Here is a 14,568-nt window from a genome sequence, read left to right on the forward strand (position 1 = left end):
TACTCAACACGCCGTCAAAATCCCTATCCCTAAGGACATCTCATGGACCGCCAGAACGTCATCACCGCCCTTGAGCAGGCCCTGACCGAGGTGCTGGAGCGCCCCGTCACCGGGCTGAAGGGCGACGTGAAGCTCTTCGACGACCTGCACCTGGACTCGACCACCATGCTCGAGATGCTGATGTCGCTCGAGGACTCCATCGGGCTGGTCGTCGATCCGGAGGACCTGGACGCGGACGACTTCGTCTCCGTGGATACCTTCACCGACTTCGTCCTCTCCACGCGGCTCGCCGAGGCCGCGGTATGACCATCACCCAGCCGGATCTGAGCGTCTTCGAAACCGTCGAGTCCGAGGTGCGGAGCTACTGCCGCAGCTGGCCCACCGTCTTCGACCGGGCGCAGGGCAGCCGCATGTACGACGAGGACGGCCACGCCTACCTCGACTTCTTCGCCGGCGCCGGGTCGCTGAACTACGGCCACAACAACCCGGTCCTGAAACGCGCGCTGATCGACTACATCGAGCGGGACGGCGTCACCCACGGCCTGGACATGTCCACCACGGCCAAGCGGGCCTTCCTGGAGTCCTTCCAGAACGTCATCCTGCGGCCGCGCGACCTGCCCTACAAGGTCATGTTCCCGGGCCCGACGGGCACCAACGCGGTCGAGGCCGCGCTGAAGCTGGCCCGCAAGGTCAAGGGCCGCGAGTCGATCGTGTCCTTCACCAACGCCTTCCACGGCATGTCGCTCGGCTCGCTCGCCGTCACCGGCAACGCCTTCAAGCGGGCCGGCGCCGGCATCCCGCTCGTGCACGGCACCCCGATGCCCTTCGACGGCTACCTCGACGGGCAGCTGGCGGACTTCGTCTGGTTCGAGCGGCTGCTGGAGGACCGGGGATCGGGTCTCAACGCCCCGGCGGCCGTGATCGTCGAGACGGTCCAGGGCGAGGGCGGCATCAACGTCGCCCGCGCCGAATGGCTGCGCGCCCTCGCGGATCTGTGCAAGCGCCGTGACATGCTGCTGATCGTCGACGACATCCAGATGGGTTGTGGCCGCACCGGTGCCTTCTTCTCCTTCGAGGAGGCGGGCATCGTGCCGGACATCGTCACGGTCTCCAAGTCCATCAGCGGCTACGGCCTGCCGCTCGCGCTCACGCTCTTCAAGCCCGAGCTGGACGTCTGGGAGCCGGGCGAGCACAACGGCACCTTCCGCGGCAACAACCCCGCCTTCGTCACCGCCGCCGCCACCCTGGACACGTACTGGACCGACAGCCTCCTGGAGAAGCAGACCTCCGTGCACGGCGAGGAGATCGAGTCGGCGCTGCGGGACATCTCCACCCGCAACAGCGGCTCGGGCTATCGCGGCCGCGGGATGGTCTGGGGTCTGGAGTTCGCCGACAAGGGCCGCGCGACGCGCATCGCACGCCGCGCCTTCGACCTCGGCCTGCTCATCGAAACCTCCGGCGCGGAGAGCCAGGTGGTCAAGCTCCTGCCGGCGCTGACCATCTCGCCGGACGAGCTGGACGAGGGGCTGCGCACCCTCGAACGGGCCGTCCGCGAAACGGCCTGACCCGGCACCGCACACGTACACACAACGCACACCACGAACACCGAAGTACAGGCACAGAGAAAGGCATCAACGCACCATGATCGTTCGCTCCTTCGAGGAAATCGAGAACACCGACCGCCACGTCAAGGGCAAGAAGGGCACCTGGGAGAGCAAGCGCATCGTACTCGCCAAGGAGAAGGTCGGTTTCTCGCTGCACGAGACCACCGTCTACGCCGGCACCACCACGTCGATGCACTACGCCAACCACATCGAGGCCGTGCTCTGCGTCGAGGGCGAGACGGAGCTGACCAACGACGAGACCGGTGAGAAGCACTGGATCACGCCGGGCGTGATGTACCTCCTCAACGGACACGAGCGGCACACCCTGCGCGCCAAGTCCGACTCCCGCTTCGTCTGCGTCTTCAACCCGCCGGTCACCGGCCGCGAGGACCACGACGAGAACGGTGTGTACCCGCTCCTGACCGAGGACGAGGCGGCCTGAACCATGACTCTCACCGCACCCGAGCGCATCGACACCGAGCGCACCGCCGCCCCGCACACCGACCCCGCCGCCCCGACCGCCCCGGCCGCCAAGAAGCAGGCCGTCTTCCGCCGCCCGCGGATCGAGGACGGGCCGGCCGTATGGGAGCTGGTCGAGAACACTCCGGGACTCGACTCCAACAGCCCCTATTACTACACGCTTTGGTTCCGCGACTTCGCCGACTGCTCCCTGGTCGCCACCGTGGACGACGAGATCGTCGGATTCCTCACCGGCTATCGACGGCCCGACGAGCCGGACACGTACTTCGCCTGGCAGACCGCTGTCACCCCGCGCCACGGCATCCCCTTCCTCGGCGTGAAGATCTTCGAGCAGGTCGTCGTCGAGCAAGTGGCCAAGGGCGCCCGGTTCGTCGAAGCCACGGTGTCCGCCGAGAACAAGGCGATCATCATGGTCCTGAAGAAGATCGCCAAGAAGTACGCCGCCGAGGTCGAGACGAGCGTGCTCTTTCCCAGCAACCTGCTGCCGAGCGCTGCGGACGGCCCGGACGACGCCCACCACGACGAAGTCCTCTACCGCATCGGCCCCTTGTCGGCCGACTGACCCCGACACGGCGCTGACCTGCCCCTCCTCGGCTGACCTGGGTGCGTGTGCGGTACGGTCCGCAGCCGTACCGCACACGCACCCGAGCCATCACCCTCCACAGGATTGCCTCCATGACGCAGACGCAGACGACGCAAACGCAGACACAGACGCAGAGCTCCGAAACTTCCCCGACTGCCCGTGAAGCGCCCCGCGTTCACCGGGCCTGGTGGGTCGCGGCGGTAGCCGGCCTCACCATCATCGTCGCGGGCGCGTTCTCCACGATGCCGGGCCTCCTGGTCGAGCCGCTGCACAAGGAATTCGACTGGTCCCGCGGCTCGATCGGCTTCGCCGCCTCGGTGAACATGGTGCTGTACGGGCTCACCGCACCGTTCGCCGCCGCCCTGATGGACCGCTTCGGCATCCGCCGCGTCGTGGCCTGCGCGCTGACGGTCATCGCGGTGGGCGCGCTGGCGACCACGGTCATGACCGCCGCCTGGCAACTCACCCTCTTCTGGGGTCTCCTCGTGGGCCTGGGCACCGGCTCCATGGCGATGGCCTTCGCGGCGACGGTCACCAACCGATGGTTCGTGAAGCGGCGCGGCCTGGTCACCGGCGTCCTCGCCTCGACCAGCGTCTTCGGCCAGATGATTTTCCTGCCGCTGCTCGCCTGGGTCATCGACACCTACCACTGGCGGCCGGCCAACGTCTCCCTCGCACTCGGCGCCCTGGTCGTCGGCCCGCTGGTCTGGCTGCTCCTGCGCGACCACCCGGCGGACGTGAACCTGAAGGCGTACGGCGCCGAGGAGTTCACCCCGAAGCCCGCACCGGTCCCCGGTGCCGCCCGTCGTGCGATCGTCGTCCTCCGCGACGCCGCCAAGACCACCCCGTTCTGGCTGCTCGCCTCCGCCTTCGCGATCTGCGGCGCCTCGACCAACGGCATCATGTGGACGCACTTCACCCCCGCCGCGCACGACCACGGCATGCAGGCGACCGTCGCGGCCTCCCTCCTCGCGGCCATCGGCGTCTTCAACGTCGGTGGCACCGTCGCCTCCGGCTGGCTGACCGACCGCTACGACGCCCGGCGCCTGCTGGCCGCCTACTTCGCGCTGCGCGGTGTCCTGCTCTGCTTCCTGCCCATGATGATGTCGGCCACCGTCCAGCCGGCGATGATGTTCTTCGTCGTCCTCTTCGGCCTGCTGGACCTGGCCACGGTCCCCCCGGTCCTCGCCCTCTGCCGCGACTTCTACGACGAGGACAGCGCCATTGTTTTCGGCTGGGTCAACGCCGCCCACCAGGTGGGCGCGGCCCTCATCGCCTTCCTCGGCGGCGTGGCGCGTGACGCGTTCGGCTCGTACGACATGGTGTGGGTCGCCGTGGGCGTGCTGTGCGCCATGGCCGCTCTCATCTCCTTGACCGTCAGGCGGCCCCTGACCGTCAGGCGGCCGGCCGCCTGAGCCGGTACCACCAGAACTGGCGGTACCGGCTCAGGGCCGGGGTCAGTCCGTCCAGATGCGGCTGCTCAGGTCCGCGCCGCGCAGCACCTGTATGCGCCAAGGGGTGATGCGCAGTAGGTGGTACTGGGGGGCGGTCGGGCCCTGGGGCCAGAAGGTGTGTGGGTCGTATCCGACGCCTGCCGGGCTGTTCTGCCGGTAGAGGTCCCAGACGCGCGCCTTGGTCCCCTGGTCGGACACCCAGGCGGAGACGCTGTCGACGAAGACGGCGTTCTGCCGGGGGTTCCAGTACGAGTACGTCGTGTGCGGGTTGTTCGCCAGGTGGGCGATCTTGACCGGGGTACGGTACGTCGCCAGCCAGCCGATGGGGACTCCGTCCGCCACTTCCCAGATGGGCTGCACGACGCGGGCCCGGGGCCGGGCCTTGTGGTCCACGGTGGTCATCGTGCAGTAGACGATGTCCTGGATGTATTCCATGAAGGTGGCTTCGAGCTCGGAGAACGAACGGACCTTTGCAGCGCCCATCGCGGCACCTCGGGATTCATAGGGGGATCGGTGAAAGATCAACGCACGGGCGGGAAGTGGCCCTCGTGGACGAAGAAGTCGACGTAGGTGGCGAGGAGTTCGCGGGTCAGTGGCGGACACTCGATTCCCGTGCCGGCGAGAGCCGCGTCGGTTTCGGCGGTGTCGATGGGCGGATAGAAGGCGTCGGTGTCCGAGGTCATCATCTCGAAGGCGTGGAGAAGCGGGAGCAGGGCGTTGTCCCGGTCGGCGTGTACCGCCGCGCTCCACAGAGGACGGTCCAACTCGTCGAGCTGGTAGCCCAGTTCGCGTAGGTACGTCACACAGTCCGTCAGGCTGAGCGAGCTGCGGTTGAACAGGTGGAAGGTGTTGCCGGCGGCTTCCTCCCGGGTGGAGACGGCCAGGATCGCGGCGCTGACGTAGTCGACCGGCAGAAGGTGGAAACGGCCCTCGGCACCGGCCGGTACCGCACCCGCCTGCAGGAGGCCCTTGAGGGTGAGCCAGACGAAGTCGCGCGTCTGGCAGGCTCCGTTGTGCTGATCACCGGATACCACGTCGACCCGGTACACGGACACGGGCAGGCCCCGGTCGCGGGCGATGCCGATGACCTGTTCGGCGACCCACTTGCTCTGGAGATAGCCGCTGGGCAGCGCGTCGGCGGGCCCGGTCGGATCGGTCACCTGGAGCGGGACGCCAGGCGTGACCGGGCCGTTGAACACGCCCACCGTCGAGACGTAGTGCACCGGAACCGTGCGGTGGCGGGCCGCGAGCCGCAGGATCTCCTCCGTGCCGGACACGTTCGCCGGGCGCAGCGCCCGGTACGGGTGCAGCCAGTGGACGGTGGCGCCCGCGTGGTAGACCACGTCGACCGTGCGGGAGAGCGTGTCGAAGGTCTCCTCGGTCAGGCCCAGGCGCTCCTCGGCGAGATCGCCGACGACCACGTGGAGCCTGCTCTCGTCCATCGCTTCCCAGACGCGGTACCACTCAAGGCTTTCGCGCAGTCGCGCGCGGGCGGTTTGTTCGTCCGCGCCCCGTACCAGGCAGTGGATCCGGGCGGTGGTGGTACGCATCAGGTCGCGCAGCAAGAAGGCGCCGAGGAACCCGCTCGCTCCGGTGAGCAGCACCTCGTCCGGGTTGGCCACGGTGCGTACGACCTGGGCGGCGGGGCGGATGTCGGCGGCGAGCCTGATGTCGGCTGCGTGGTCGGTGGTGTCCGGTACGCCCGCGTCCTCGCCGCCGGAGGAGAGGAGTTCGGCCCGCAGGTGTGCGGCCAGGTCCCGGGGAGTCGGGTGGTCGAAGACCACGGTCGCCGGCAGGCTCAGACCGCTCACCGTGGCGATGCGGTTACGCAGCTCCACCGACGTCAGCGAGTCGAAGCCGCTCTGTTGCAACGGACGTCCGGGGTCGATTCCGGTGGCGTCGCCGCGGCCGAGCACCCGGGCGACCTCCCCCATGAGGGCGTCCAGGACCAAGGCGTGCTGCTCCTGCTCGCTCAGGCCCGCGAGCCGGTCGGCGAGCGCGGGGCCCGTATCGGCCGTGCCGCGAGCCGTGCCGCGCACCGGGGTCTTCACCAGTCCGCGCAAGAGCGCCGGGACGGTGGCCTGCTGCCGTACGGCGGACAGGTCGAGCGGGGTGGCCACTGTGTACGCCCGGCCGCCGCGCAGGGCCAGGTCGAACAGGGCCGGGCCCTGCTCCTGAGCGACCGGGAGGAATCCGCTGCGGGCGATCCGCTTGAGGTCCGTTTCGGTCAGGTCGCCGGTCAGGCCCGTCGACTGTGCCCACAGGCCCCAGGCGATGGACGTGGCGGGCAGCCCCAGGGCGGCGCGATGCTGGGCCAGCGCGTCCAGATGGGCGTTGGCCGCCGCGTAGTTGGCCTGTCCGGGACCTCCGATGGCGGCGGCCACGGAGGAGAACAGTACGAATGCCGTCAGGTCGGCGTCCCGCGTCAGCTCGTGCAGCGCCCAGGCCGCGTCGGCCTTCGGGCGCAGCACGGCGTCGAGCCGCTGCGGGTTCTGCGCGGTGATGACACCGTCGTCGAGCACACCGGCGGTGTGGATGACGGCCCGCAGCGGGTGCGCCGCCGGTATCGAGGTGAGGAGTGCGGCGAGGGCCGTGCGGTCGGAGACATCGCATGCGGCGATGGTCACCGACGCGCCCAGGGCCGACAGCTCGGCACGCAGCGCGTCGGCGCCCGGGGCGTCCGGGCCGCGCCTGCTGACCAGGAGCAGCTGCCGCACGCCGTACGAGGCCACCAGGTGCCGGGCGAAGAGGCCGCCCAACGAGCCCGTGCCGCCGGTCACCAGGACCGTGCCGTCGGCGTCCCAGGCCGGTGCCGTTCCGGATGCGTCCCGGCGCTCGCGGACCAGCCGCGGCACCCGGACGCCCGGGGCGGCGCCGCGCACCGCCGCCTGTGGCTCACCCGAGGCGACCACTGCGGACAGCACGTCGCCGAGGCCGGAGCCGTCGGCTTCCGTGTCGACGCCGTCGGCTTCCGTATCGACCAGGACGATCCGACCGGGCGCCTCCGATTGCGCGGACCGCAGCAGTCCCCAGGCGGCGGCCGCGGCCGGGTCGGTGATGTCCTCTCCCTCGTCGGCGGCGACGGCTCCGGTGGTCACGACGGCCAGCGGTACGTCGGACAGCGAGTCCTCCGCCAGCCACTGCTGCGCCAGGGCGAGGGCGCGTCCGACGGTGTCCCTGACCGCGTCCGCCGGGGCGCCCGGCCCGCTCGCGAGGTGGACACGCACGGCATCGATCCGCGTCCCCGCGGCCACGGCGGCGGCCACGGACGGCACGTCCGGGTAGCCGTCCGAGCCGAGCGTGACCCAGTGCATGGCGGGGGCCGGGGGCATCCGCCGGGCGGACCAGCCGACGTGGTGGAGGGCGTCATGACAGCGGGAGCGCGCGGCCGGCAGCGCGGCCACGTCGACGGGGCGGACGGTCACGGCGTCGATGTCGGCGACGGGCCGTCCGGTCGGGTCGGTGAGTCGCACTCTGTAGGTGCCTGCACCAGGAGCGTCGACGCGTGCGATGTCGGTGGTGGGGGACACGGCGTCCGCGGTGCCGGCCGGGGTGATGTGGACGCGCAGCGTGTCGGCACCGGTGGCGTGGAGTCGTACTCCGTCCCAGTGGGCGGCCGTGAGCGGCGTGCCGGGCAGACCGGTGGCGTACAGCGGCTGCAGGGCCGCCTCCAGCAAGGCCGGATGGATGCCGTACCCGTTCCTGTCCGGGGCTGCTTCGTCGGCGAGGCGCACCTCGGCGAAGAGTTCGTCCTCGCGCTGCCACACCTCGGTCAGGCCCTGGAGCGCCGGTCCGTACACCGATCCCGCGGCCGCGAGACGTGCGTACACGTTGTCGGCCCCGATGCGTGTGGCGTCGGCGGGCGGCCACTGTTCCGGCCGGTCGGATGCCGAGCGGCCGGTTGTCGGCCGGCCGCTTGTCGGCCGAAGAGGCGGCGGCGCCAGTGGCGCGTCGCTCATACGCCCGCGCGCATGGCGGACCCAGGAGGCACCGGTGGCGTCGGGACGGGAGTGAATGGAGAGGGGACGGTGCCCGAGCGCGTCCGGCGCGCCGACGCGTAGGTGAAGCTGAAGGGCACCGGTCGCGGGCAGCACCAGCTGCTCGTCGACGGTCAGTTCGTCGATGACGGTGCATCCGGTCTCGTCGCCCGCGTGGATGGCGAGTTCGGTCAGGACCGTGTTCGGTACGACGGTTTCACCGGCGATGGTGTGGGCGGCCGACAGACCGGCGGTACGGGCCGACAAGCGGGCGGTGAACATCGCCTCGTCGCCGTCCCCGAGGAGGAGAGCGGCGCCGACGAGGGGGTGATCGGTGGTGTCGAGGCCGAGACCGCCGGCGTCCCTGTGCTCCGCGCCCGCGTCCACCCAGTACCGCGTGTGCTGGAAGGCGTACGTGGGCAGGGGCACCCGGCGCGCGCCGGAGCCGGCGAAGAACGCCTCCCAGTCGACGCGTACGCCCTGGTTGTGCAGCTTGCCGAGGCCGTCCACCAGGGTGCGGGCCTCGGGCCGGTCGCGGCGTTGCAGCGCCTGGACCGCGGTGTCCGGGCGGTCGGCGAGTACGCCTTGGGCGAGGGCGGTGAGCACTCCGTCGGGGCCGATCTCCGCGAGGGTCCTGACGCCTTGCTCGTGCAGGGTGGTGACGGCGTCGGCGTAGCGGACGGCCTGGCGGACTTGATTCACCCAGTAGTCCGCCGTCCGCAGATCCTCTCCTGCGGCGAGACGACCGGTCACGGTGGACACCACAGGGATCGACGGCGCCTCGTACCGAATCTCCTTGGCGACCGCACGGAACTCCTCCAGCATCCCGTCCATCAACGGGGAGTGGAACGCATGCGAGACCTCAAGACGCCGCACCCTGCGACCGTCATCGGTGAACCGCTTCTCCACCTCCGCCACCGCGGCCCCGTCACCCGAAACCACCACCGCACGCGGCCCGTTGACCGCCGCGATGCTCATCTCGTCCGTACGGTCCCCGATCGCGTCGAACGCTTCCGCTTCGGTCGCCTCCACGGCGACCATCGCCCCGCCCCGCGGCAACGCCTGCATCAACCCCGCACGCGCCACCACCAAACGACCCGCATCCACCAGACTCAACACACCCGCCACATGAGCAGCGGCCAACTCCCCCACCGAATGCCCCGCCACAAACCCCGGCACCACACCCCAGGACCCCACCAACCGGAACAACGCCACCTCAAACGCGAACAACGCCGGCTGAGTAAATCCCGTCTCCCCCAGCAAACCCGCCTCGGACGATCCCGCAGCCGCAAACAACACCTCCTTCAACGGCCGGCCGAGCAGCGGATCCAAGACCTCGCAGACCTCGTCCAGAGCACGGGCAAACACCGGATAGGACGCATAGAGCTCCCGCCCCATCCCCGCCCGCTGCGCACCCTGACCCGAGAACACAAAGCCGAGCGCGCCGGTGGCGGAGCCGCCTGTGGTGACGAGGGACACGGACGCCGGATCGTCGGATGCCTTCCGCACCGCGTCGGCGAGTTCCGTGCGGTCGGCGCCGACGAGCGCGGTCCGGTGGGTGTGCCGGGTGCGCGTGGTGGCCAGGGAGTAGGCGATGTCCGCGGCGGTCTGCTCGGGGTGCGCGGCCAGGTGGTCGTGCAGCCGCTCGGCCTGAGCACGCAGGGCCTCCGTGCCGCGAGCGGAGAGGAACCACGGTACGACGGGGAGCGCGTGCTCCGGTTCCCGCGCGGCCGGCTCGGGCTGTTCCTCGGGGGCTTCGAGGATCACATGGGCGTTGGTGCCGCTGACACCGAAGGCGGAGACGGCGGCGCGGCGGGGGCCCTCGTCACGCGTCGGCCAGGGGCGTGCCTCGGCGAGCAGTTCCACGGCCCCGGACTCCCAGTCGACCATGGGAGTGGGCCGGTCGATGTGCAGGGTCCTGGGCAGCACGCCGTGCCGCATCGCCTGCACCATCTTGATCACACCGCCGACGCCCGCCGCGGCGACCGTGTGTCCGAGGTTGGACTTCAACGACCCGAGGAACAAGGGGCGTTCGCGATCCTGACCGTAGGTCGCCAGCAGCGCCTGGGCTTCTATGGGGTCACCGAGACGCGTACCGGTGCCATGCGCCTCCACCGCGTCCACCTCGCCCGGCTCCAGCCCCGCCGCGGACAGTGCCTGCCGGATCACCCGCTCCTGCGACGGACCGTTCGGCGCCGTCAGACCATTGCTCGCACCGTCCTGATTCACCGCACTGCCCCGCACCACCGCAAACACCCGGTGCCCATTGCGCCGGGCGTCCGACAGCCGCTCCACGACCAGCAGGCCCACGCCCTCCGACCAGGCAGTGCCGTCGGCCGCAGCCGCGAACGACTTGATACGGCCGTCGGGCGCGAGCCCTTTCTGGCGGGAGAAATCGACGAACCCGCCCGGCGTCGCGGTGACCGTCGCACCGCCCGCAAGGGCCAGGGTGGACTCCCCACGGCGTACCGAGTCGACGGCCAGGTGCAGGGCGACGAGCGAGGACGAGCACGCGGTGTTTACCGAGAGGGCCGGGCCCTCCAGGCCGAGGGTGTAGGCGATGCGGCCGGAGGCCACGCTGCCGAGTTTGCCGGTCATCAGATAGCCCTCGAACTCCTCGGGCCCTTCGAGCCCGAGATAGCTCTGTTCCACGATGCCCGCGAACACTCCCGTACGGGTGCCCTTGAGCGACGCCGGGTCGATGCCCGCGTCCTCCAGCGCCTCCCACGCCGTCTCCAGAAGGACCCGCTGCTGCGGGTCCATGGCCCGGGCCTCGCGCGGCGAGATGCCGAAGAAATCGGCGTCGAACAGTGCCGCGCCGTCCAGGAAGCCGCCCTCGCGGGTGTACGAGGTGCCGGGCTCGTCCGCGTCGGGGCTGTACAGGGCGTCGAGATCCCAGCCGCGGTCGTCGGGGAACGCGCTGATCGCGTCGGTGCCGTCGGCGACCAGACGCCACAGGTCCTCGGGGGACGCGACACCGCCGGGGAAGCGGCACGCCATGCCGACGATCGCGACCGGTTCGGCCGCGGCGGATTCGAGTTCGGTGATCCGCTCACGTGCCTTCCGCAGGTCCGTGGTCACCCACTTCAGGTAGTCGACCAGCTTCTGTTCCTTGGTCCGGCCTTCGGCGCGGTCGTCGGTCCGGTCCGGCTTGTGGTCATTGGACATGTCAGCGGACATGCGGAATCAATCTCTCCTCGGTACTGCATCCATGCTGAACGGGGCTGGCGAGACGGTTGCGGCGGCGTCAGTCCGCGGCCCTTCCGAGCTGGGTGTCGATGAAGTCGAAGATCTCCTCCGCCGACGCGGCCGCGAGCAGATCCGCCACCTCGTCGGCATCGCTGCCGGGCGTCCCGCCCGAACGGGCCGGGTCGGCCGGCCGGGGTGCGGCCTCGGTCCGTACGAAGGCGGCGAGGGCGGCCGGGGTCGGGTGGTCGAAGACCACCGTGGCCGGCAGCCGGAGGCCCGTGGCCGCACCGAGGCGATTGCGCAGTTCGACGCCGGTGAGCGAGTCGAGGCCCAGTTCCTGGAAGGGGCGGTCGGGGGCTATGGCGCCGGTGTCGGTGTGCTTGAGCACCGCCGCCACCAACGTGGTCACGGTGGTGAGCACATACCGCTCCTGCTGCGCCTCGGTGAGTTCCGCGAGCCGGTCGGCCAAGGAGACCGGCTCGCCGGCGTCCTCTTCTTGATCGTCACTCGCCGGGGCCCGCCGCTCGCCCGCTCCGTTCCCGGGCGTCACCTGGTCCAGCCAGTACCGCTTGCGCCGGAAGGCGTACGTGGGCAGCGGCACCCGGCGCGCACCGGAGCCGGCGAAGAAGGCCTCCCAGTCGACGGGGACCCCGCGCGCGTACAGTGTGCCGACCGCTCCGACCAGGGCTTCCGCCTCGGGCCTGCCGTCGCGGACCGCGGCCGTGGCAACCAGGGCGTCGGGGTCGCGTACGGCCTGGGCGGCGAGGGCGGTGAGCACACCGCCGGGGCCGATCTCCAGGAGCGTGGTGACGCCTTCGGCTTCCAGGGTGGTGACGGCGTCGGCGTAGCGGACGGCCTGGCGGACTTGATTCACCCAGTAGTCCGCCGTCCGCAAATCGTCTCCGGCGGCGAGACGACCGGTCACCGTGGACACCACGGGAATCGACGGCACCTCGTACCGAATCTCCTTGGCAACCGTACGGAACTCCTCCAGCATCCCGTCCATCAACGGGGAGTGGAACGCATGCGACACCTCAAGACGCCGCACCCTGCGACCGTCACCGATGAACCGCTTCACGACATCCGCAACGGATGCCTCGGCGCCCGAAATCACGACTGCTCGCGGCCCGTTGACCGCAGCGATCCCCACAACGCCCTCGTACGCCGTGAGCGCAGCGGCCACCTCGGACTCGGTCGCCTCCACCGCGACCATCGCTCCGCCCCGCGGCAACGCCTGCATCAGCCCCGCACGCGCCACCACCAAACGAGTCGCATCCACCAGGCTCAACACACCCGCCACATGAGCAGCGGCCAACTCCCCCACCGAATGCCCCGCCACAAACCCCGGCACCACACCCCAGGACCCCACCAGCCGGAACAATGCCACCTCAAACGCGAACAACGCCGGCTGAGTAAATCCGGTCTCCCCCAGCAAACCCGCCTCGGACGATCCCGCAGCCGCAAACAACACCTCCTTCAACGGCCGGCTGAGCAGCGGGTCCAAGACCTCGCACACCTCGTCCAGAGCACGGGCAAACACCGGATAGGACGCATAAAGCTCACGCCCCATCCCCGCCCGCTGCGCACCCTGACCCGAGAACACAAAGCCGAGAGCGCCGTCCGACCGGGCGACAAGGTCCAACAGGTCGAGCCCTGCGCGGAGTTGGTTGGCACCGTTGCTCACGACCACGGCCCGGTGTTCGAAGGCGGCGCGGGTGGTGGCCAGCGAGTACGCGACGTCCAGCGGGCTCGGGGCGTCGTCGCGTCCGGTGAACGCGTGCAGCCGCCCGGCCTGCGCGGTGAGCGCCTGCGGGGTGCGCGCGGACAGGATCCAGGGCAGCGCGGGGACGGCCGACGGCTCCGGCACGGGAGTGGCGTCCTCGGCCACGGCGTGGGCCTCGGCCTGGGCTTCCTCGATGATCACGTGCGCGTTGGTGCCCCCGAAGCCGAAAGAGGAGACACCGGCGCGACGAGGCCGATCGGTGGCGGGCCACGCGGCCTGCTCGGTGAGCAGTTCCACGGCGCCCACGGTCCAGTCCACGTGCGGCGATGGCACGTCCGCGTACAGGGTCTTCGGCAGGACGCCGTGGTGCATGGCCTGCACCATCTTGATCACACCACCCACACCGGCCGCCGCCTGCGAATGCCCGATGTTGGACTTCAACGACCCGAGCAGCAACGGCTGTTCACGTTCCTGGCCGTAGGTCGCCAGCAGTGCCTGGGCCTCGATCGGGTCACCGAGACGCGTACCGGTGCCATGCGCCTCCACCGCGTCCACCTCGCCCGGCTCCAGCCCCGCCGCGGCCAGTGCCTGCCGGATCACCCGCTCCTGCGACGGACCGTTCGGCGCCGTCAGACCATTGCTCGCACCGTCCTGATTGACCGCACTGCCCCGCACCACCGCGAGCACGCGGTGCCCATTGCGCCGGGCGTCCGACAGCCGCTCCACCAGAAGCAGACCGGCCCCCTCCGACCAGCCGACACCGTCGGCGTCGGCCGAGAAGGACTTGCAGCGGCCGTCGGGCGACAGGCCTCTGAGCCGGGAGAACTCGACGAAGGCAACCGGCGTCGACATGACGGTGACACCGCCGGCGAGGGCGAGATCGCACTCGCCGTTGCGCAGCGCGTTCGCCGCCAGGTGCAGGGCCACCAACGATGAGGAGCACGCCGTGTCCACCGTGACGGCCGGGCCCTCGAATCCGTACGTGTACGAGAGCCGGCCGGCGGCGATGCTGCCCGCGCTGCCGCTGAAGAGGTAGCCCTCGAAGTCCTCCGGGGGCAGATGCGGGCGGGAGCCGTAATCGTTGTACATCAGCCCCGTGAACACGCCGGTGCGGGAGCCGCGCAGCCCTGTGGGGTCGATGCCGGCGTGCTCGAACGCCTCCCAGGTGGTCTCCAGGAGCAGCCGCTGCTGGGGATCGATCGCCGTGGCCTCGCGCGGCGACATGCCGAAAAAGGCGGGGTCGAACCGGTCGGCATCGTGCAGGAAGCCGCCTTCGCGCCCGTACGAGGTTCCCGTGCGCTCGGGGTCCGGGTCGTACAGCGCGTCCAGGTCCCAGCCGCGGTTGTCCGGGAACCCGGACACCGCGTCCGTGCCGTCGGCGACCAAGCGCCAGAGGTCGTCGGGGGACGCGACACCGCCGGGATAGCGGCACGCCATGCCCACGATCGCGATCGGCTCGCGCCGCTTTTCCTCGATCTCCCGCAGCTGCCTGCGCACGTCACGGGCCTCGGCGACGGCCTTCTTGAGATAGTCGCGGAGCTTGTCCTCGCCCGCCATG

At 70.5% G+C, this 14,568-nt stretch carries 8 protein-coding genes; 5 read left to right on the forward strand and 3 right to left on the reverse strand.

The genetic code is table 11. The features are described 5' to 3' along the window. The first annotated feature begins 42 nt into the window (after positions 1-42). The 5 genes from ACZ4MH_RS27755 to ACZ4MH_RS27775 all read left to right on the forward strand — a co-directional run bounded on the left by ACZ4MH_RS27755 (position 43) and on the right by ACZ4MH_RS27775 (position 4,082). Entirely contained in the window at positions 43-306 is a 264-nt protein-coding gene (locus ACZ4MH_RS27755; protein ID WP_351586318.1) for a phosphopantetheine-binding protein, read from the forward strand. Beyond that, positions 303-1,565, forward strand: coding sequence for a diaminobutyrate--2-oxoglutarate transaminase (gene ectB / locus ACZ4MH_RS27760; RefSeq protein ID WP_351586316.1), 1,263 nt, complete (start codon positions 303-305; stop codon positions 1,563-1,565). The genes ACZ4MH_RS27755 and ectB overlap by 4 nt, the downstream gene beginning before the upstream one ends. Before the next feature lie 76 nt (positions 1,566-1,641). Then, entirely contained in the window at positions 1,642-2,046 is a 405-nt protein-coding gene (locus ACZ4MH_RS27765; protein WP_351586314.1) for an ectoine synthase, read from the forward strand. Between the two features lie 3 nt (positions 2,047-2,049). Continuing rightward, the gene (ectA, locus tag ACZ4MH_RS27770; protein ID WP_351586312.1) at positions 2,050-2,646 is read left to right on the forward strand and encodes a diaminobutyrate acetyltransferase; all 597 of its coding nucleotides are present in this window, start codon (positions 2,050-2,052) and stop codon (positions 2,644-2,646) included. 113 nt (positions 2,647-2,759) lie between these two features. After that, positions 2,760-4,082: an MFS transporter gene (locus tag ACZ4MH_RS27775; protein WP_351586310.1), complete on the forward strand. Its 1,323-nt coding sequence runs from the start codon at positions 2,760-2,762 to the stop codon at positions 4,080-4,082. Between the two features lie 42 nt (positions 4,083-4,124). Here the strand turns inward: ACZ4MH_RS27775 and ACZ4MH_RS27780 are convergent, their stop codons facing one another. The 3 genes from ACZ4MH_RS27780 to ACZ4MH_RS27790 form a co-directional block, all read right to left on the reverse strand. Then, positions 4,125-4,604 carry a pyridoxamine 5'-phosphate oxidase family protein gene (locus tag ACZ4MH_RS27780; protein ID WP_351586308.1) on the reverse strand — a complete coding sequence of 160 codons (480 nt, stop codon included), beginning with the start codon at positions 4,602-4,604 and terminating at the stop codon, positions 4,125-4,127. Between the two features lie 38 nt (positions 4,605-4,642). After that, positions 4,643-11,278: a type I polyketide synthase gene (locus tag ACZ4MH_RS27785; protein ID WP_351586306.1), complete on the reverse strand. Its 6,636-nt coding sequence runs from the start codon at positions 11,276-11,278 to the stop codon at positions 4,643-4,645. A gap of 67 nt (positions 11,279-11,345) precedes the next feature. After that, complete coding sequence (locus ACZ4MH_RS27790) at positions 11,346-14,567, reverse strand: type I polyketide synthase (protein ID WP_351586304.1); 3,222 nt, start codon at positions 14,565-14,567, stop codon at positions 11,346-11,348. Position 14,568 lies beyond the last annotated feature (1 nt).

The sequence above is a fragment of the Streptomyces sp. NPDC026301 genome (assembly GCF_055567935.1).

Bases quoted from the DNA above. Each gene is read 5' to 3' on its own strand.
- ectB (WP_351586316.1), top strand. From the start codon at position 303: ATGACCATCACCCAGCCGGATCTGAGCGTCTTCGAAACCGTCGAGTCC.
- ACZ4MH_RS27765 (WP_351586314.1), top strand. From the start codon at position 1,642: ATGATCGTTCGCTCCTTCGAGGAAATCGAGAACACCGACCGCCACGTC.
- ACZ4MH_RS27785 (WP_351586306.1), bottom strand. From the start codon at position 11,278: ATGTCCGCTGACATGTCCAATGACCACAAGCCGGACCGGACCGACGAC.
- ACZ4MH_RS27790 (WP_351586304.1), bottom strand. From the start codon at position 14,567: ATGGCGGGCGAGGACAAGCTCCGCGACTATCTCAAGAAGGCCGTCGCC.
- ACZ4MH_RS27755 (WP_351586318.1), top strand. From the start codon at position 43: ATGGACCGCCAGAACGTCATCACCGCCCTTGAGCAGGCCCTGACCGAG.
- ACZ4MH_RS27775 (WP_351586310.1), top strand. From the start codon at position 2,760: ATGACGCAGACGCAGACGACGCAAACGCAGACACAGACGCAGAGCTCC.
- ACZ4MH_RS27780 (WP_351586308.1), bottom strand. From the start codon at position 4,604: ATGGGCGCTGCAAAGGTCCGTTCGTTCTCCGAGCTCGAAGCCACCTTC.
- ectA (WP_351586312.1), top strand. From the start codon at position 2,050: ATGACTCTCACCGCACCCGAGCGCATCGACACCGAGCGCACCGCCGCC.